Genomic DNA, 19,235 nt, shown 5'->3' on the forward strand with positions numbered 1-19,235 from the left:
CGATTGCTGCGACGCTCAGGTCGGCAGAGCCTGCGATGGGGAAATAGAAGAGACGCTGTCAGCATCTGCGGAAACCTCCGCGCAAGTACAGCTGACAGGCCTTGCGATGTGCAGAAAAGTGTACCGCAACAGACCGGCAGTCCCGTAGCGGCCTTGGCTACAACCCGTCAGGCACCACCGTTTGCTCGATCGCGCCGCACAGGCTCAGCCCGTCGCGGCCCTTCATGTCGATGCGCAGGGTGTCGCCCGATTGCAGCCAGGGGCTCAGGGTCTTGGCGCCCTGCAGGGTTTCGATCCAGCGCTTTTCTGCCAGACAGCCCACGCCGCGGGGCCAGTCGCGGCGGCCCTGGGCATCCTGCACGGGCGGGTTGCTGACAGGGCCTGCCAGCACGATGCTGCCCGCACGCAGTGCGCGTGTGCGGCAGGCCTGGGCGATGAGCTGGCCGAAGTGAAAGCCCATGTCCGGCCCGGCCTCGCACAGGCCCAGCTTGCGGCCGTTGAGGGCGGTTTGCACCGTCAGGTGCACGCGGCCCTGCGCCCAGGCGGTGCCCAGTTCGTCCGGCGTGACGGCCACCGGGCTGAAGGCTGTGGCCGGGCGGCTGAGCAGCGGGCCCTGGCCGCGCTCGCGCTCCAGCGCTTGCGGGCCACGCAGCACCACGGCGCTGGCCAGCATCAGCAGGCGCACGCCCTCCAGCGCCTGCTCGGCCGTGCTGGCGCGCGCCACGTCGCCGGTCACCACGGCCAGTGCGGCAGCGGCGTCGATGTCCATGGCGGCACTCTCAACCACGATGTCCTCGCAGGGCCCTTGCAACGCATCGCTGGCCAGTTGCTCCAGCAGCGGCTCCTGCGTGCTGGCGCCCTGAACGCTGGCAGCGCCCGCCTCCTGCGCCAGCTGGGCATGGTGCGGGTAGGCCGATGCCTGCAGGCACTGGTAGGCGCGCGGCAGCGGTGCCAGGCAGTGCTGGGGGTCGAAGGGGAAAGCGTGGCGCGCCCGACCGGCATTGAGGCTGTCGTACAGGTCCTGCAACTGGGGCGAGAGGTAGCCCCAGTCGTCCAGCACCTGCTGCAGGCGGTGGGCAATGCCGGTGGCGTAGTGGGCACTGCCCAGGTCGCGCGAAACAACCACCAACTGGCCGTCGCGGGAGCCGTCCTTGAGGGTGGCGAGTTTCATGGTGCGGTGTAGAGGGTGAAGCGCGGGCGATTCTATTGCAGCCGCACCGGGGAGATGGCCGTGTGAGGTACGCTCGGGGGTTCCATGATTCCGCGCCGTGCCCTGCTCTTGCTGACCGCTGCCGTCCTGGGCCTGCACGCGCTGGTGCTGGGGCTGGCGGCGCATTCGGGGCTGCCTGCGGCGGTCAGTCCCGCGCCGGTGGTGTTCCATACGCGCACGGTGGTGCCTGCCGCGCCTGCGGCGGTGGCAGCCACGGCCGCGCCCCCTGCCGCCCCAGCCCCCGCCCAACCACGCCCTGCGGCGCAGCGCAAGCCACGCCCCAGCAAGACGGCACCCCCACCGACGGAAACAGGTCTGTCCGATCCTCCACCCGCGGTGGATGTGGCGACGGCACCCGCCCCCACGGCCAGTGCGCCGGACGACACCGCATCGAAGCCCTTGCCCCAGGCGGTGGAAACTGTGGCTTCTGCCCCCGAAGTGCCGCCTGCGCCCACCCCGCTGGCCGCGGCATCGGACAGCCACACACCCGCACCCCCACCCGGCATTGCCGTGTTGGCCCCTGGGGGAGCGCCCGACGGTGCAGGCGCGCCGCAGGTGCCGGTGCGCCTCCCGCCCCCGGCGCGGCTGGACTTTGAGGTGCGGGGCCAGGCCAAGCGCCTGCAGTACAGCGCCAGCGCCGAGCTGGTCTGGCAGCACGACGGCCAGCAGTACCAGGCGCGGCAGGAAATCCGCGTGCTGTTCCTGGGTTCGCGCGCGCAGACCAGTGTGGGTGAGATCACCCCGCTGGGCCTGCAGCCCCGGCGCTTTGGCGACCGCTCGCGCAGCGAAAAGGCGGCGCATTTCGACTTTGCCCAGGGCCAGGTAACCTTCAGCGCCAACAACCCGGCAGCACGCATTGCGCCGGGCGCGCAGGACCGGCTCAGCGTCTTCCTGCAACTCAGCGCCATGCTGGCCGCCGCGCCACAGGCCTACCCTGCGGGCACGCGCATCCAGGTGCCCACGGTGAGCTCGCGTGCCGCCGATCTGTGGACCTTCACCATTGGGGACACGGAAACGCTGGACCTGCCGCTGGGCCCGGTGCGTGCCGTGGCGCTGGAGCGCCTGCCGGTGCGCGACTACGACCAGAAGGCCCAGGTCTGGCTGGCCCCGGAGCTGGACTACCTGCCCGTGCGCATCCGCATCACCCAGACCAACGGCGACTTTGCCGAACTCAACCTGCGGGCGCACCAGGCGCCATAGCCCCACCGGCGCGCCGGTGGCGTGCACAGGGACGCAGTTCGTGGAATACTGGCAGCGCAGCCTCTTGAACTTTGGGGGCTGCACAGCCATCTCATCCGGGAACGCCAATCAGGGAGAAATTACATGCACATGCTCTACGATTCGGATTCCTTCGTGGTGGTCCACATGCTGGCCGACGCGGGCCTGTCCGCCCCGGCGAGCAACGACACCACGCCCCCCGAGCCCCAGCTCGTGCGCCACGGCTTCGAGATCGTGGACAAGCGCAGCGGCAAGGAGGTTTATCTCGATGGGTCCTGGGCCGAGATGTTCCAGCAACAGATCCAGGCCTGGCAGCGCGAGGCGCCGACCCAGGAAGAGGTCGAAGACATCCTCGACCGCTACACTGGGCTGGCGCAGAACCCGGTGGTGGTGCATTGAGCTTTTTGAGGCCTCAGCGCCCATTCCATGGGCGCTAGCAGCTACTAATTTAATAGCAATCAAGTCTGTCCATCCGCCCGCCTCCGCAAAGGATGCGCTGTGCGGCCATTGCGGGGTTCTTTCGGTCAGGTGTCGTGGCGCGGGCCGGGCTGGGGTGCCAGGTCTTGCCAATAGTCTGCGGGCTGCGGGCGCACCCGCGCGCCTTTGCGTGCCAGCACCGTGCCCAGGCTCACACAGCACAGCGCATGCTCTTGCGGCCCCAGGCCCAGCAGGGCGCGCAGGGCGGCCGATTGCAGTGCCTTGCCGCTGGTGAGCGCCGAGCCAAAACCCAGCGCCGTGGCCATGAGCAGCACATTCTGCACGGCGCAACCCGCGCTGAGGATGCGCTCGTGCAGGCCGATATCGGCATCGCCCTTGGCGCCATCGACCACCAGCACCCACAGCTCGGGCGCCCGGTAGGCCTTCTCGCGCGCCTGCTCCAGCAACTCGGCACCCGCCTGCGGGTCGCGCTCGTGCAGTGCGGCGGCAAAGGCATCGGCCAGCAGCGGGCGCTGCGCAGGCAGCACGCGCACCAAACGCCAGGGCAGCAGTTGCCCGTGGTCCGGCGCATGCGCGGCCGCGCCCACGATGGCCAGCAACTGCGCTTCGTCCGGCCCCGGCGCACCCAGGCGCTTGGGCAACACCGTCTGGCGCGCCTGCATCAACGTTGCGGCCGCTGCGGCCATGTCGCAAGGGGAAGTGGAGTCCATGGGTGAATTGTCAGCCCGGTCGCCCATCGGGCCGCAAACGCCCATACCAGGAACCCAGGCGCACGCCCCACACAGCCACCACCGCAGCCCACAGCAGCGCGGCGCCCAGCAGCAGCGCCGTGGACAGGCGCCCTGGCACGCTGGCCGCAATGCGCAGCAGCGTCGCCAGTTGCAGCAGCCAGAACAGCGACCAGGCCACGCTATCGGCCACTTGGGCGCGGCCGCTGTGCCCGCAGGACACGCGCGTGACCATGGCCAGCATCAGCGAGCCCAGGCAACCCATGGTGAGCGCATGCAGCGCGCCCAGGCCCAGTGCGGGCATGCCTTCGATCAAAGCCAGGCCGCGTGCCAGTCCGGCCAGCACCAGGGCCACGCCCAGCCACAAAAAACCGATGTGCAGCATGGCCATCATGCGGTTGCGCAGGCTCTGGGTCAGGCTCCAGAGGCGCGCAATCCACAGCAGCGCGCCGCCTGCCCCGAGTTGCCACGCGGCGAACCCCCAGGCGCCAAGCCCTTGCGGTGCCCACCACAAGGCCAGCACCTCGCACACGGCAGCGCCCCACATCAGCCACAGCAACCAGAAGGCGTAGCGGCCTTCGATGAAAGGCATGGCGTGCGAGGTGAAAAACGGAACCATGCGGTGCGCCGCCGTGACAAACACCACCACCATGCAGCCCCACAGCGCGGACAGCACGCAGGTGCGTGCCACATCCCAGGCCTGCCCCGTAGCCGCCGCCAGCAGCCCCAGCAGGCACAGCACGCCCCAGGTCAGCGCCAAGCCCACGGCGCGTGGGTGCAGTTGGTCCGGCTCACGGCTGCACCGCACCATGCGCCAGAACCGGGCCGCCATCCAGGCCAAGCCCGCGGCCGCCAGCAGCACGCCACTCAGGGCCAGGGCAGAGCTGGCCAAGGCACCAGCGAGCCACAACAGCCAGCCCAGGGCCTGCAGCAGCAGCGCGGGGCGCAACGCGGCAAGGGGCAGCGGCTCCACGCGCAGCCATTTGGGCGCGGCGGTGAACAGGAAGCCCGCAAAAAACAGGGGCATGAAGCCGTACACCATGACGGCCGCATGCACCAGCGAGGGCGGCAGCGCCGCAGGCAGGGGAGGCACCAGACCGGCCTGCGCGGCCTGCACCAGCGCCCACCAGGCGCCAGAGGCGATGAGCAACACCATGGCCAGGAAGAATCCCAGCCGGTGCGGTGCCAACATCAGGTAACGCGGGCGCCAGCGGCGGTCTTGCCGCGCCAGCGCCTCGGGGGTCGGTTTGCCGCCTACCGGCCGCAGGGGCTGGAGGAGGCGCTCCTTGTCACCCACAGCTTCCCATGTGCCCGCACTGGGTGCAGAGGTCGCAGCCATCCTTGCGGATCATGGCGTGCGCACCGCACTCGGGGCATTTTTTGCCGGCGAGCACCGGCATCTGGTTGCCCTGGGCTGCCGTGGCGTTACCGCTGTCCTGCTCGATGGCACTGTGCTGCTGGCGCGCGCGGCGGGCCAGGATGTTCTGGATGGCGTAGGCGATGGCTGCGACTTCGGAGTCGTGCCACTTGGGCACATGGGTGCCGTCGCTCTTCTGGTAGGTGCCCAGGCGCACCGGGCCACGGTCCCAGGCGACCTTGCGCATGTCCGACAGGGCGCGCTCCAGGAAGCCGCCACGTGCCGCCAGCGACAGCAGACGCATGCTGGAGGTGACCCACTGCTGCGACTCGCCGCTCTGGCCCACGGGCATGAAGAACTCGATGGCGCGGTCCACCGTGCCCGTGCCCTCGGCATTGGGCACCGGCAGGAAGGAGACGATGAGGTACAGGCGCTTCTGGCCTTCCTGCGTCCAGTACTCGACCTTCTCGGCCACAGCCGACAGGGCACCGCTGGGGCGGCTTTCGATCACGGTGCGCATGGGGTCCACCGGGGCGGACTCCGGCGCTGCCGCTTCGCTTTGGGCGGGCGCAGGCGCGGAGGCGTGGGTCTCCAGCACGGCACCCAGGATGTTGTTGGGCCGGTAGGTGGCCAGGCCCTTGAGGCGTGCGCGCCAGGCCTGCAGGTACAGGCCCTTGAAGTCGTCGTAGGGGTAGTCGGCTGGGATGTTCACGGTCTTGGAGATGGCCGTGTCCACATAGGGTTGCACCACCTCCATCATGGCGATGTGGTCCTGGGCAGTCATTTCGAGCGCCGAGACAAAGTACTCGGGCAGCTTTTCCACGTCGCCGCCCAGCTCGCGGTACAGGCGCCAGGAATGGTCTTCCACGGCGTACTCGGCCATGCTGCCGTCGGCCTCGCGCTTGCGGCGCTTGTACATCCAGGAGAACGGCGGCTCGATGCCGTTGGAGGCGTTGTCGGCAAAGGCCAGGCTGACCGTGCCCGTGGGCGCGATGGACAGCAGGTGGCTGTTGCGGATGCCATGCGCGCGGATCTTCTTCTTGATGTCGGCAGGCAGTCGGCTGGCGAAAGTGCCTTCCTTGAGGTAGCCGTCGGCGTCGAACTTGGGGAACGGCCCCTTCTCGCGCGCCAGCTCGACCGATGCGGAGTACGCCGCATCGCGCATGCTCTCGGCAATCCGCTTGGCCATGGCGCGGCCGTCGGCGCTGTCGTAGCGCAGGCACATCATGGCCAGGGTGTTGCCCATGCCGGTGAAGCCCACACCGATGCGGCGCTTGGCCTTGGCCTCGGCGTCCTGTTGGGCCAGGGGCCAGAAGGTGACGTCGAGCACGTTGTCCAGCGCGCGCACCTGGATGGCCACCGACTTGGCGAAGGCCTCGAAATCAAACACCGGCACGCCATCAAAACCAAAGGGGTTGCGCACGAAACGCGTGAGGATGATGGGCCCCAGGTCGCAGCAGCCATAGGACGGCAGCGGTTGCTCGCCACACGGGTTGGTGGCCGAAATGGTTTCGCAGTAGTTGAGGTTGTTGTCGCGGTTGATGTGGTCCAGGAACAGGATGCCCGGCTCGGCGAAGTCGTAGGTGGACTTCATGATGGTGTCCCACAGCTCGCGCGCGGGCAGGCACTGGTACACCCACAGGCCGTCGTCGCGCTGGTAGGCGCCTTGCTCCATCACGGTGGCACCCGGCTTGGCGCGGTGCACCAGTTCCCAGGGCTGGTCGTCCAGCACGGCCTGGATGAAGGCGTCGCTCACGCCCACCGACACGTTGAAGTTGTTCCAGCGGCCGGGGGTGCGCTTGGCGGTGATGAAGTCGTGCACGTCCGGGTGATCGATGCGCAGCACGCCCATCTGCGCACCCCGGCGGGCGCCGGCGCTCTCGACGGTGGAGCAGGATTGGTCAAACACGTTGATGTAGCTGCACGGGCCCGAGGCCATGGAGTGCGTGCCCTTGACCTCGGCGCCGCGCGGGCGGATGCGCGAGAAGTCATAGCCCACGCCGCCACCGCGGCGCATGGTTTCGGCGGCCTCGCGCAGGGCTTCGTAGATACCAGGGAAACCCTCGTCGTCCACGCCCTGGATGCAGTCGCCCACGGGCTGGACAAAGCAGTTGATCAGCGTGGCCTGGATGTCGGTGCCTGCGGCACTCATGATGCGGCCCGCGCCGATGGCGCCAGCATGCAGGTTGGCCAGGAACAGGGCTTCGTATTTTTCCTGGTCGGCCGGTTTTTCGACCGATGCCAGGGCGCGCGCCACGCGCCTGAACAGATCCTCGGCACTGGTTTCACCCGCCTTGAGGTATTTTTCCTTCAGCACATCAAGGCTGATGGGCTGCGTGGCCGTCACATCCTGTGCGCGGCCCAGGTTTTCTCGCTTCATGGTGTGGGTTCCGTTGGTGGTGCTTAGGAAGGGCATTCCCTGCGGCCACGCGGCCCGGGAAAGCGATGCCGCCCACAGATGCGGGCGGCGGCAGGGTGGCAGTTTAGCGAGTTGCGCTCGCCCCGTTTTGCGGGTTTTTCCGGCGCTGGCCCGGCAAGCCGCACCATGTCTGGATTTGGCCAATTGTAATATTTTGTTTCATCGGCATCGGCACGTGCGCGCGCCCTGGGACAAGCCCGTGCAGCCCTCCGGGCGGACCAGGAATGGGGACATTGCCGCTCGCCCACCATGCGGCCGTCGTAGCATCACGGCATGTCGAAAGCATCTGGACTTCCACGGGCAGCGGCGCTGCTGACCACCCTGATGATCCTGGGCGGCTGCGCACTGACCCCACACCGCAGCGAGGTGCCGACCTGGCCCCAGGCCCTGGAGCGCCTGCTGCCCACCGAAATACTGCTGCTGGGCGAACGCCACGACGCCCCCCAGCACCAGGACATGCAGCGCCAGACGGTGCAATGGCTGGCCCAGCGCGGGCTGCTGGCGGCGCTGGTGATGGAGATGGCCGAAGCAGGCCGCAGCACCCAGGGCCTGGCGCCGCAGGCCAGCGAGGCCGAGGTGCAGACCGCACTGGGCTGGAGCGAGGCGCTCTGGCCGTGGCAAAACTACGGCCCCGTGGCCATGGCGGCGGTGCGCGCGGGCGTACCGGTGCTGGGCGGCAACCTGCCCCGGCCCCAGCTGCGCACCGCGCAGACCGACACCAGCCTCGAAGCGCTGCTGGGCCCCGCCGCCCTGGAGCACCAGCGCCAGGCCGTGCGCGACGGGCACTGCGGCCTGCTGCCCGAGTCCCGCGTGCCCGGCATGGCCCGCATCCAGGTGGCACGCGACCAGTCCATGGCCCAGACCGCCAGCGCCGCACGGCGCACCGGCCAGGTGGTGCTGCTCGTGGCAGGGGCAGCGCATGTCAAACGCAGCCTGGGCGTGCCCGCACACCTGCCCCAAAGCCTCAACATCAAAGTGGCCATAGCGCACGCCGGAAAAGCGGATTCAGCTATCAAATCAGAAGCAGACTGGTGGCATGCCACCCCGGCGCTCCCTCCCGATGACGCCTGCGACAAGCTGCGCCAGCGCTGGCAGGACAAGCCCGCCCGCTGAAGGGGTGCGAGCACACCTGGGCCGTGCCTGGACGGCCGGATTCCGGCATACCCGCCGGGCCTGCGAAAATGCACCCCCTATGAATGCTCCCGCCTACATCCTGACCCTCTCCTGCCCCGACCGCCTGGGGCTGGTGCACGCCGTTTCCGGTTTCTTGCTGGAGCATGGCGGCAACATCGAAGAAGCCGCACAGTTCAACGACCACGACACGGGTCTGTTCTTCATGCGCGTGCAGTTTGCCTGCAGCCAGCACGACCACGCCACGCTGCGCGAGCGGCTGGCGACATTCGCCGAGCCCTTCCAGATGCACTGGCGCCTGCACGCCACGGCAGAGCCCATGAAGACCGTCATCCTGGTCAGCAAGGAGGGCCACTGCCTCAACGACCTGCTGTTCCGCTGGAAGTCGGGCCTGCTGCCGGTGGACATCCGCGCCATCGTGAGCAACCACCGCGACTTCTACCAGCTGGCGGCCAGCTACAACGTGCCCTTCCACCACATCCCGGTCACGGCGGCCACCAAGGCCCAGGCCGAGGCGCGGCAGTTCGACATCATCCAGCAGGAGGGCGCCGAGCTGGTGGTGCTGGCGCGCTACATGCAGATCCTGTCGGACGACCTGTGCCGCAAGCTCTCCGGGCGCGCCATCAACATCCACCACAGCTTCCTGCCCAGCTTCAAGGGCGCCAAGCCCTACTACCAGGCGCATGACCGGGGCGTGAAGCTCATCGGCGCCACGGCGCACTACGTGACGGCGGACCTGGACGAAGGCCCCATCATCGAGCAGGACGTGGCCCGCGCCGACCACACCGACACGGTGGAAGACCTCACAGCCCGTGGCCGCGACACCGAGAGCCTGGTGCTGGCCCGCGCCGTTAAGTGGCACAGCGAGCACCGCGTGCTGCTCAACGGCCACCGCACGGTGGTGTTCCGCTGAGCAGCCCCCGCCAAGGCACGCCCATGGCCACCGCAGCGCCCCCGCCCTCCCCGGCCCTTGGCAGCACGCTGGCGCGGCGCATCCCGCCCATCCAGTGCCTGCTGACCTTCGAGGCCCTGGCGCGGCTGCGCAGCGTGACGCTCACGGCCGATGAGCTGTGCGTCACGCCCAGCGCCGTGAGCCACCGCGTCAAGCAGCTGGAGCAGATGCTGGGCACGCAGCTCTTTGGCCGCGCCGACTTTTCGCTCACCACCGACGGCATCGCCTACCTGGCCCATGTGCGCGAAGGTTTGAGCGCGCTGCAGCGCTTTCCAGGCGTCTCCAGCACACCGGGCAAGCGGCGCCTGCGCATTGCCGTCACGCCCACCTTTGCGCGCGTGGTGCTGATTCCGCGCCTGCGCCAGTTCACCGAGGTGTACCCCGAGATCGACCTGACGCTGCAGATCTCCATCCCGCTGCTGGACGTCGTGGCCGAGGACGCCGACCTGATGGTGCGCTTTGGCACCGGGCGCTACGCCGATGTGGAGCACACCGAAATTGCGCGCGACGTGGTCACCCCCCTGGCCTCACCCGCCTGGCTGCGCGAGCACGGCCCTTTCGAGCGCCCCGAGGACCTGGACCCCGCCACCCTGCTGCGCAGCCCGCTGGAACCCTGGCGCACCTGGTTTGCCGCCGCCGGGCTGGACTGGCCCGAACCCAGCACCGGCTCGCAGTTCAACGACGTGGGCCTGATGTGCGACGCCGCCGCCGCCAGCATGGGCGTGGCGCTGGTGCGCCTGAAGCTGGGCGCCCCCTGGATCGAGAACGGCACCTTGGTGCGCCTGTACGACCTGGACGCCCCCAGCCCACACGCCCACTACCTGTGCTGGCGCACCGGTGCCATGGACCGCTGGGAATGCGCCGCCTTTGCCGAATGGCTGCACAAGACGATTTTCTAAGCAAAATAAGCCTTCAGCGCCTATCCAGCAAGCGCTGATAGCTATTATTTTGATAGCAAACTACCGCTGCTTGCAGGCGTTTCACGGCACCCTGCAAAAAGCATCCATGCAGTGCGGCGCCGATGGGACTACAGTGGCGCCCATGAACGCCCCCCTTCCCACCGCTGCCCCCAGCCCCCAGGAGCGCGCCGCCCGCCAGGACCAGGTGGTGCAAGCCTTGCTGCAGGTGCTGCCCGCGCAGGCCCTGTTGTGGCACACCGAGGACACCACCCCCTACGAATGCGACGGCCTCACGGCCTACCGCCAGCGCCCATTGGCGGTGTGCCTGCCCGAGACCGAGGCCCAGGTGCAGGCCGTCTTGCGCACCTGCCACCGCCTGGGCGTGCCCGTGGTGGCACGCGGCACCGGCACAGGCCTGTCGGGTGGGGCCATGCCGCATGCCATGGGGGTCATCCTGTCGCTGGCACGCTTCAACCGCATCCTGGCGATCGACCCCGCCAGCCGCACCGCGCGCGTGCAGTGCGGCGTGCGCAACCTGGCCATCAGCGAGGCAGCCGCGCCGTACGGCCTGTATTACGCGCCCGACCCGAGCAGCCAGATCGCCTGCACCATCGGCGGCAACATTGCCGAAAACTCGGGCGGCGTGCACTGCCTGAAATACGGCCTGACGGTGCACAACGTGATGCGCGTGCGTGGCTTCACCGCCGAGGGCGAGGAAGTCACCTTTGGCAGCGAGGCGCTCGACGCGCCCGGCTACGACCTGCTGGCCGCCGTGATCGGCAGCGAGGGCATGCTGGCCGTGGCCATCGAGGTCACCGTCAAGCTCGTGCCCAAGCCCCAACTGGCGCGCTGCATCATGGCCAGCTTCGACAGCGTGCGCAAGGCGGGCGACGCCGTGGCTGCGGTGATTGCCGCGGGCATCATCCCCGCCGGGCTGGAGATGATGGACAAGCCCATGACCGCCGCCGTGGAAGACTATGTGCACGCGGGCTACGACCTCACGGCCGAGGCCATCCTGCTGTGCGAAAGCGACGGCACACCCGAAGAGGTGGAAGAGGAAATCGGCCGCATGAGCGCCGTGCTGCAGAGCGCCGGCGCCACCGCCCTGGCCGTGAGCCAGAGCGAGGCCGAGCGCATGCGCTTCTGGAGCGGGCGCAAGAACGCTTTCCCCGCCAGCGGCCGCATCAGCCCCGACTACATGTGCATGGACTCGACCATCCCGCGCAAGCGCCTGGCCGACATCCTGCTGGCCATCCAGGACATGGAGAAGAAATACGGCCTGCGCTGCTGCAACGTGTTCCATGCGGGCGACGGCAACCTGCACCCGCTGATTTTGTTCGATGCCAACGACGCCGACCAGCTGCACCGCGCCGAGCAGTTCGGCGCCGACATCATGAAAACCAGCGTGGCCTTCGGCGGTGCCATCACCGGCGAGCACGGCGTGGGCGTGGAAAAGCTCGCCAGCATGCGCGAACAGTTCACCGACGCGGAGCTGCAGCAGATGGAAGGTCTCAAGCGCGCCTTCGACCCACAGGGCCTGCTCAACCCCGGCAAGGTCATTCCCACGCCCAACCGCTGCGGGGACATGGGCATGATGAAGGCGGTTCAGGGCGCGCTCAGCCGGGCCTGAGTCTCCAGCCAGTCGCGCAGCGCCTGCAGTGCGTCCGAGCCCGGACGGTGCTGCGGCTGCACAAACCAATAGCCCTGCGTGCCGGGCAGTTCCTGCGGGTGCGCCTGCACCAAGCGCCCGGCATCGATGGCCTCCTGCGCCAGCAACAGCGGCACCAGGCCCACGCCCAGACCGGCGACTGCCGCTGCCATGACCATGGAAAACAGCTCGTGGCGCGGCCCGCGCGAGGCGTGCAGCGTGTAGTGCCAGCCGCGCGCGGCGTACCAGTCACGCCAGGCGTTGGCGCGCGAGGCCAGCGTGAGGTGCGGGCAGTGCAGCCAGGCAGCTTCGTCGTGCAGCGCGTGGGTGGCGGCGTACTGCGGGCTGCACACGGGCACGCAAGGCCCCTCGGGCACCACCATGCAGCCCTGGGTGTCGCTCCAGAGCCGGTCGCCGTAGTAAATGGCCGCGTCAAAGCCGCTTTCGTCAAAGGCAAAGGGCTCAGAGCGCACCGACAGGTTGAGCGTGATGCGCGGGTGCAGCGCCGCAAACTGCGGCAGGCGCGGAATGAGCCACTGCGTGCAGAAGGTGGACACCACCGCCAGGTGCAGCACATAGCCTTCTTCGCGGCCCACGCGGATTTCCTGCGTGTCGCGCTCGATCTGCTCCAGGTGCAGGCGGATGCGCGCGGCATAGCTGCGCCCGGTGTCCGTCAGCGCCAGGCGCTGGCGTGCACGCACGAACAGGGTGACGCCCAGGCGGTCTTCGAGCGCGGCCACGTGGCGGCTGACGGCGCTGGGCGTGAGGGCCAGTTCCTCGGCCGCACGCGAAAAGCTCTGCAAGCGCGCCGAGGCCTCGAAAGCCTGGAGCACGCCCAGGCTGGGAATGTCTTTCCGCATGGTTCAATCGCCCCGCATTGTTCATAAAACTCAACAATTCTGACAGATTAAGCAGTTGTTCAATGCATGGAGCGCAATTACCATGGCGCAACCGCCTCGCCGTGGCCCCGGCACCCGCCGGGCCTGGCCGGGGCCGATTCCACCCCGCATTCCCACCAAGCTCTCCATGACCGCACCCTCCTCCACCGACCGTTTCGACACCGTTCTGCAGCAACTGGGCCTCGACCTGGCCCCCTGGAAGGGCCAGGACATCGCCGTGCGCGCCCCGCGCGACGGCGTGGTCTACGCCCGCCTGGCCCGCCACGACAGCGCGCAGGCCCAGGCCATGATCGACAGCGCGCACGCCGCCTTCCTGCAGTGGCGCGCCACGCCCGCGCCCGTGCGCGGCGAACTGGTGCGCCGCCTGGGCCAGAAGCTGCGCCAGCACAAGGAGGCCCTGGGCCTGCTGGTGTCGCTGGAGGCGGGCAAGATCCGTTCCGAAGGGCTGGGCGAGGTGCAGGAGATGATCGACATCTGCGACTTCGCCGTGGGCCTGTCGCGCCAGCTCCATGGCCTGACCATCGCCAGCGAGCGCCCGGGCCACCGCATGATGGAAACCTGGCACCCCATGGGGGTCGTGGGCGTGATCTCGGCCTTCAACTTCCCGGTGGCCGTGTGGGCCTGGAACACGGCGCTGGCCCTGGTGTGCGGCAACGCCGTGGTCTGGAAGCCCTCGGAAAAGACCTCGCTCGCGGCCATCGCCAGCCAGCACCTGATGCTGCAGGCCCTGGCCGAATTCAATGCCGACCACGCCGGCTGCGCCCCGGAGGGCCTGAGCCAGCTGCTGCTGGGCGAACGCGAACTGGGTGAACTGCTCGCGCGCTCGCCACGCGTGCCCGTGGTCAGCGCCACGGGCAGCACGCGCATGGGCCGCGCCGTGGCGGTGGACGTGGCACAGCGCTTCGGCCGCAGCATCCTGGAGCTGGGCGGCAACAACGCCATGGTGGTGATGCCCAGCGCCGACCTGGAGCTGGCCGCGCGCGCCATCACCTTCGCCGCCGTGGGCACGGCGGGCCAGCGCTGCACCACGCTGCGCCGCCTCATCGTGCACCGCGACGTGGCCGCACCGCTGCTGGCGCGCCTGGAAAAGATCTACGCCAGCGTGCGCGTGGGCGACCCGCTGGAGGACGGAGTGCTCGTCGGTCCGCTGGTGGACCGCGCATCGTTCGAGCAGATGCAGAGCGCCCTGGCACAGGCGCGTGAACAGGGCGGCACCGTGCAGGGCGGCGAGCGCGAATGCCAGGCCCTGGGCGAGGACGCCTGGTACGCCCGCCCGGCCCTGGTGCGCATGCCGGCACAAAGCGCCGTGGTGCAGCACGAGACCTTCGCGCCCATCCTCTATGTGCTGACCTGCACCAGCCTGGACGAAGCCATCGCCTTGCAGAACGGCGTGCCGCAGGGCCTGTCGTCCGCCATCTTCACCACCGACCTGCGCGAGGCCGAGCGCTTCCTCTCCAGCACGGGCAGCGACTGCGGCATTGCCAACGTGAACATCGGCACCTCGGGCGCCGAGATCGGCGGGGCCTTCGGTGGCGAAAAGGAAACCGGCGGTGGCCGCGAATCGGGCTCGGACGCCTGGAAGGGCTACATGCGCCGCGCGACCAACACCATCAACTACAGCGACGCTCTCCCATTGGCGCAAGGCGTGCGCTTCGACGTCTGACCCCATGATCGCCAACCCCCAGGGCGCGCCGATCGCCATCATCGGCGGCGGCGCCATTGGCAGCGCCATTGCCTATTACCTGACGCAGATGGCACTGCAACAGCCCGTCGTCGTGGTCGAGCGCGACCCGAGCTATGCCCAGGCTTCGTCGGCGCTGTCGGCCAGCTCGATCCGGCAGCAGTTCTCCAGCCCGATCAACATCGCCATTTCGCAGTTCGGCATCGGGTTCCTGCGCGACATCGGCGCGCGCCTGCAGGTGGGCGGCGAGCGCCCGGACATCGGTCTGGTCGAAGCGGGCTACCTGTACCTGGCCAGCCCAGCGGGCGAGGCCGTGCTGCGCGACAACCACGCCGTACAACGCGGTATGGGCGCCGACGTGGCCTTGCTCACACCCGATGCGCTGCGCGAGCGCTTCCCCTGGCTCTCCACGGACGGCGTCTCGCTCGGTTCGCTGGGCCTGTCAGCCGAGGGCTGGTTCGACGGCTACAGCCTGCTGCAGGCCCTGCGCCGCAAGGCCCAGGCCCAGGGCGCGCGCTATGTGCAGGCCGAGGCCGTGGGCGTGGACGCGCAGGCCAGCGGCGGCGTGCAGCACATCCGCGCGCTGCACCTGGCCAACGGCGAACGCCTGGCATGCAGCGCCGTGGTCAATGCCGCCGGTCCCTGGGCGCGCCCGGTGGCGCAGTGGCTGGGCATTGACCTGCCGGTGTTTGGAAAACGGCGCACGGTGTTCCACTTCACCTGCCCCGAGGCGCTGCCCGGCTGCCCGCTGCTCATCGACCCCTCGGGCATCTGGCTGCGGCCCGAGGGCACCGGCTTCATCGCGGGCTATGCCCCACCCGAAGACGAAGACCCCGACAATGCACCGTTGGACCCGGACCACGCCGCTTTCGAGGACCATGTCTGGCCCACCTTGGCCGAGCGCATCCCAGCCTTCGAGGCGCTGCGCTTGCGCAGCACCTGGGCGGGCTACTACGAGATGAATGCGTTCGACCACAACGCCATCCTGGGCCTGCACCCGGCCTGCGACAACCTGTACTTCGCCAACGGCTTTTCGGGCCATGGCCTGCAGCAGTGCCCGGCCATCGGGCGCGGCCTGGCCGAGCTCATCCTCACTGGCCGCTGGCAAACGCTGGATCTGGAGCCCCTGGCCTTCCAGCGCATCCTCGACAACCGCCCCCTGCTCGAACGCAATGTCATCTGAAACCAGCCCCTCCCTTCCCCGCACCGGCGGCCAGATCCTCGTGGACCAGCTCGTGCTGCACGGCGTGCAGCACATCTTCTGCGTGCCCGGCGAAAGCTACCTCGCCGTGCTCGACGCATTGCACGACGCGCCCATCGCACTGACCGTCTGCCGCCAGGAAGGCGGCGCAGCCATGATGGCCGAGGCGCACGGCAAGCTCACCGGGCGGCCCGGCGTGTGCTTCGTCACGCGCGGCCCCGGCGCCACCAATGCGGCGGCGGGCGTGCACATCGCCATGCAGGACTCCACGCCCCTGGTGCTGTTCGTCGGCCAGATCGAGCGCGGCGCGCGCGGACGCGAGGCCTTCCAGGAAGTGGACTACCGCGCCGCCTTCGGCCCGCTGGCCAAGTGGGCCACCGAGGTGGACGATGCGCGCCGCCTGCCCGAGATCGTGGCGCGCGCCTTCAGCGTGGCCTGCAGCGGGCGCCCCGGCCCGGTGGTGGTGGCGCTGCCCGAGGACATGCTGGTCGAGCGCACCGAAGTTTCCGACGCGCGCGCGCTCCAGCCCATAGCGACCGCGCCCGCACCGGCGCAGATGGCGCGCGTGCTGGAGCTGCTGCGCCAGGCCAAGCGCCCCATGGCCATCGTCGGCGGCAGCCGCTGGGATGCCGAGGCCGTGGCACGCTTCCAGGACTTCGCCGCCTCCCACACCCTGCCCGTGGCCTGCTCGTTCCGGCGCCAGATGCTGTTCGACCACCAGCACCCCTGCTACGCGGGCGACCTGGGCCTGGGCGTGAACCCCGCCCTGCTCGCGCGCATCCGCGCGGCCGACCTGCTGCTGCTCGTGGGCGGGCGCCTGTCCGAGGTGCCCTCGCAGGGCTACACCCTGCTCGACATCCCCACGCCGCAAATCCCGCTGGTGCATGTGCACCCCGACCCGGATGAACTGGGCCGCGTGTACCAGGCGCAGCTTCCCGTCAACGCCACGCCCACGGCCTTCTGTGCCGCCCTGCCCACGCAGGCCGCGCAAGCGCCCAGCCTGGAGCGCCAGCAGGCCGTGCAGGAAGCCCATGCCGCCTACCAGGCCTGGAGCGACCCGGCGCCGATCCGCATCCCCGGCGACCTGCAGATGGGCGCGGTGATGCAGCACCTGCGCGCGGCGCTGCCGCAAGACACGGTGTTCTGCAACGGCGCGGGCAACTTCGCCACCTGGGTGCACCGCTTCTGGCCGTTCCGCCAGTTCGGCACGCAGCTCGCGCCCACCAGCGGCAGCATGGGCTACGGCCTGCCCGCCGGCGTGGGCGCGCAGCGCCTGTGGCCCGAGCGCACGGTGGTGGTGTTCGCGGGCGACGGCGACTTCCTCATGCACGGCCAGGAGTTCGCCACGGCCGTGCAGTACCGGCTGCCGATCATCGTGGTGCTGCTGGACAACGGCATGTACGGCACCATCCGCATGCACCAGGAGCGCGAGTACCCGCGCCGCGTCAGCGGCACGGCATTGCAGAACCCCGATTTCGCCGCCTACGCCCGCGCTTTCGGAGGCCACGGCGAACGCGTAGAACGCACCGAAGATTTCGCCCCGGCGCTGGAGCGCCTGCGCGCACAGGCCCAGGCCACGCGCCTGCCCGTGCTGCTGCACTGCCTCATCGACCCCGAGGCGATCACGCCCACCAGGTCGTTGAGCCAGATACGGGGAAGCTGAAACTCGGCAAGCTCAGATTGCTATCTTTTTGATAGCTATTTGCGCTTATTTATTGGGCGCTGGAGGCCCATTTCATTCAAAACCCTCGGCCACCCAATCCCGCTGGGCCGCAGCGCCCTCCAGCGCCAGCAGCGCCCGCTTGCGCGGCAGGCCGCCGCCAAAGCCGGTGAGGCTGCCGTCGCTGCCGATCACGCGGTGGCAGGGCACGATGATGGAGACCTTGTTCTGCCCATTGGCCGCCGCCACGGCGCGCGCGGCGCTGGGGCGGCCGATGGCGCGGGCCTGTTCGGCGTAGCTGCGCGTCTGCCCATAGGGGATGGCGAGCAGGGCCTGCCAGGCGCTGAGCTGGAAGGGTGTGCCCACCAGGTCCAGCGGCACGCCAAAGCGCTGGCGTTGCCCGGCGAAATACTCCGCCAGTTCGTGGGCTGTTTGCGCCAGCACCGCGCTGTCGCCCGGCTGCACCGGGCCGCCGCGCGCGGCCTCGACCTGGGCCAGCTCGCGCTGCACGCCGCCCTGGCCCACGAATTCGAGCAGGCACAGGCCCTGGGGCGAGGCCACGGCCAGCATCTCACCCAAGGGGCTGGAGAACTGGCGCGAGAGCAAGGCCATGGGCCGGGGGGTCAGGCGATACGGTCGAGCGCGGTGCGCAAATGCCCCACCGTGCGCTCCACGTTGTGCCACTTCTCCAGCCCGAACAGGCCGATGCGGAAGCTCTTGAAGTCCGGACCCTCGTCGCACTGCAGCGGCACGCCCGAGGCCGTCTGCAGGCCCACGGCGGCGAACTTGCTGGCGTTCTGGATGCCGGGGTCCGTGGTGTAGCTGACCACCACGCCGGGCGCTTTCCAGCCCTCGGCCGCCACGCTGGGGAAGCCCTTGCTTTCCAGCAGCGCGCGCACCTGGGCGCCCAGTTCGATCTGCTCCTGGCGCACCTTGGCAAAGCCGTATTCGCGCGTCTCCTGCATCACGTCGCGCAGGCGCACCAGCGCGTCGGTGGGCATGGTGGTGTGGTAGGCGTGCTGGCCTTTTTCGTAGCCTTCGGCGATCTGCATCCACTTCTTCAGGTCGCAAGCGAAGCTGCTGCTCGTCGTGCCCTCGATGGCCTGGCGCGCACGCTCGCTCAGCATCACCATGGCGCAGCAGGGCGAGCCGCTCCAGCCCTTTTGCGGCGCGGAGATCAGCACGTCCACGCCGGTGGCCTGCATGTCCACCCACATGGCACCGGAGGCGATGCAGTCGAGCACGAACAGTGCGCCCACCTCATGCGCGGCGGCGCTCACGGTGCGGATGTAGTCGTCGCTCAGGATGATGCCGCTGGCCGTCTCCACATGCGGCGCGAACACCACCTTGGGCTGCTCGGCGCGGATGGTGGCGGCCACTTCCTCGGCCGGGCACGGTGCCCAGGGCGCCTGCGCGCCCTCGCCCTGCTTGCGGGCCTTGCAGACCACGGCGCCGCCGCCCAGGCCGGTGTCGGCGTCGAAGATCTGGCTCCAGCGGAAGCTGAACCAGCCGTTGCGCACGATCAGCACCTTCTGCTTGTTGGCGAACTGGCGCGCCACGGCCTCCATGCCGAAGGTGCCGCTGCCCGGCACCAGCACGGCGGTGTGTGCGTGATACACCTCCTTGAGCGTGGCCAGGATGTCCTGCATGACGCCAGTGAAGCGCTTGGACATGTGGTTGAGCGCGCGGTCGGTGTAGACGACCGAGAATTCGAGCAAGCCGTCAGGATCGATGTCGGGCAGAAGGCCGGGCATGGGGGTACTCCGTTCTTGGGAAAGCGAAAGGCCGCGCCCG

The 19,235-nt window shown here is 69.3% G+C and carries 16 protein-coding genes; 9 read left to right on the forward strand and 7 right to left on the reverse strand.

Features of this window, described 5'->3' with window-relative positions; genetic code table 11:
* Positions 1 to 157: 157 nt before the first annotated feature.
* Positions 158 to 1,171, reverse strand: coding sequence for a fumarylacetoacetate hydrolase family protein (locus tag GWK50_RS17340; RefSeq protein WP_162017594.1), 1,014 nt, complete (start codon positions 1,169 to 1,171; stop codon positions 158 to 160).
* An 84-nt stretch (positions 1,172 to 1,255) separates the two neighbouring features.
* Here GWK50_RS17340 and GWK50_RS17345 point away from each other — a divergent pair, with 84 nt between their 5' ends.
* Together GWK50_RS17345 and GWK50_RS17350 are read left to right on the forward strand one after the other, a co-directional pair.
* Entirely contained in the window at positions 1,256 to 2,410 is a 1,155-nt protein-coding gene (locus tag GWK50_RS17345) for a DUF3108 domain-containing protein (protein WP_347339542.1), read from the forward strand.
* Positions 2,411 to 2,533: 123 nt separating this feature from the next.
* Positions 2,534 to 2,827 (forward strand): DUF3567 domain-containing protein, encoded by a 294-nt coding sequence (locus tag GWK50_RS17350; protein WP_162017595.1) that lies wholly within the window; start codon positions 2,534 to 2,536, stop codon positions 2,825 to 2,827.
* A 125-nt stretch (positions 2,828 to 2,952) separates the two neighbouring features.
* On the opposite strand, the gene GWK50_RS17355 is transcribed toward GWK50_RS17350, so the two are convergent.
* The 3 genes from GWK50_RS17355 to GWK50_RS17365 are packed head-to-tail and all read right to left on the reverse strand — an operon-like array spanning position 2,953 to position 7,331.
* Entirely contained in the window at positions 2,953 to 3,576 is a 624-nt protein-coding gene (locus tag GWK50_RS17355) for a nitroreductase family protein (RefSeq protein WP_162017596.1), read from the reverse strand.
* 10 nt (positions 3,577 to 3,586) lie between these two features.
* Positions 3,587 to 4,933: an NnrS family protein gene (locus tag GWK50_RS17360; RefSeq protein WP_242455425.1), complete on the reverse strand. Its 1,347-nt coding sequence runs from the start codon at positions 4,931 to 4,933 to the stop codon at positions 3,587 to 3,589.
* A complete protein-coding gene (locus tag GWK50_RS17365; RefSeq protein WP_162017597.1) occupies positions 4,884 to 7,331 on the reverse strand; it encodes an adenosylcobalamin-dependent ribonucleoside-diphosphate reductase in 2,448 nt (815 codons plus the stop codon). The genes GWK50_RS17360 and GWK50_RS17365 overlap by 50 nt, the downstream gene beginning before the upstream one ends.
* Positions 7,332 to 7,643: 312 nt before the next feature.
* Here GWK50_RS17365 and GWK50_RS17370 point away from each other — a divergent pair, with 312 nt between their 5' ends.
* The 4 genes from GWK50_RS17370 to GWK50_RS17385 all read left to right on the forward strand — a co-directional run bounded on the left by GWK50_RS17370 (position 7,644) and on the right by GWK50_RS17385 (position 11,982).
* Positions 7,644 to 8,483, forward strand: a complete 840-nt coding sequence (locus GWK50_RS17370; protein WP_162017598.1) for a ChaN family lipoprotein — start codon at positions 7,644 to 7,646, stop codon at positions 8,481 to 8,483.
* Between the two features lie 79 nt (positions 8,484 to 8,562).
* Positions 8,563 to 9,414, forward strand: coding sequence for a formyltetrahydrofolate deformylase (gene purU / locus GWK50_RS17375; protein WP_162017599.1), 852 nt, complete (start codon positions 8,563 to 8,565; stop codon positions 9,412 to 9,414).
* Positions 9,415 to 9,437: 23 nt separating this feature from the next.
* The gene (locus GWK50_RS17380; RefSeq protein ID WP_162017600.1) at positions 9,438 to 10,352 is read left to right on the forward strand and encodes a LysR substrate-binding domain-containing protein; all 915 of its coding nucleotides are present in this window, start codon (positions 9,438 to 9,440) and stop codon (positions 10,350 to 10,352) included.
* A 142-nt stretch (positions 10,353 to 10,494) separates the two neighbouring features.
* The gene (locus GWK50_RS17385; RefSeq protein ID WP_162017601.1) at positions 10,495 to 11,982 is read left to right on the forward strand and encodes an FAD-linked oxidase C-terminal domain-containing protein; all 1,488 of its coding nucleotides are present in this window, start codon (positions 10,495 to 10,497) and stop codon (positions 11,980 to 11,982) included.
* Here the strand turns inward: GWK50_RS17385 and GWK50_RS17390 are convergent.
* Positions 11,958 to 12,860: a LysR substrate-binding domain-containing protein gene (locus tag GWK50_RS17390; protein WP_162017602.1), complete on the reverse strand. Its 903-nt coding sequence runs from the start codon at positions 12,858 to 12,860 to the stop codon at positions 11,958 to 11,960. The two genes, GWK50_RS17385 and GWK50_RS17390, sit on opposite strands and share 25 nt — an antisense overlap.
* Positions 12,861 to 13,026: 166 nt before the next feature.
* Between GWK50_RS17390 and GWK50_RS17395 the strand changes: the two genes are divergently transcribed.
* Genes GWK50_RS17395 through GWK50_RS17405 form a run of 3 tightly spaced genes read left to right on the forward strand, consistent with a single transcriptional unit; the run spans position 13,027 to position 17,444 of the window.
* Positions 13,027 to 14,562: an aldehyde dehydrogenase family protein gene (locus GWK50_RS17395; RefSeq protein ID WP_162017603.1), complete on the forward strand. Its 1,536-nt coding sequence runs from the start codon at positions 13,027 to 13,029 to the stop codon at positions 14,560 to 14,562.
* 4 nt (positions 14,563 to 14,566) lie between these two features.
* Complete coding sequence (locus GWK50_RS17400) at positions 14,567 to 15,763, forward strand: FAD-binding oxidoreductase (protein WP_162017604.1); 1,197 nt, start codon at positions 14,567 to 14,569, stop codon at positions 15,761 to 15,763.
* Entirely contained in the window at positions 15,753 to 17,444 is a 1,692-nt protein-coding gene (locus GWK50_RS17405) for a thiamine pyrophosphate-binding protein (protein ID WP_162017605.1), read from the forward strand. The genes GWK50_RS17400 and GWK50_RS17405 overlap by 11 nt, the downstream gene beginning before the upstream one ends.
* A 72-nt stretch (positions 17,445 to 17,516) precedes the next feature.
* Here the strand turns inward: GWK50_RS17405 and GWK50_RS17410 are convergent, their stop codons facing one another.
* The gene (locus GWK50_RS17410; protein WP_162017606.1) at positions 17,517 to 18,053 is read right to left on the reverse strand and encodes a methylated-DNA--[protein]-cysteine S-methyltransferase; all 537 of its coding nucleotides are present in this window, start codon (positions 18,051 to 18,053) and stop codon (positions 17,517 to 17,519) included.
* Positions 18,054 to 18,064: 11 nt separating this feature from the next.
* Positions 18,065 to 19,195, reverse strand: coding sequence for an aminotransferase class V-fold PLP-dependent enzyme (locus tag GWK50_RS17415; protein ID WP_162017607.1), 1,131 nt, complete (start codon positions 19,193 to 19,195; stop codon positions 18,065 to 18,067).
* Positions 19,196 to 19,235 lie beyond the last annotated feature (40 nt).

The sequence above is a fragment of the Acidovorax sp. 210-6 genome (genome assembly GCF_010020825.1).
Taxonomy (GTDB): Bacteria; Pseudomonadota; Gammaproteobacteria; order Burkholderiales; family Burkholderiaceae_C; genus Simplicispira; species Simplicispira sedimenti.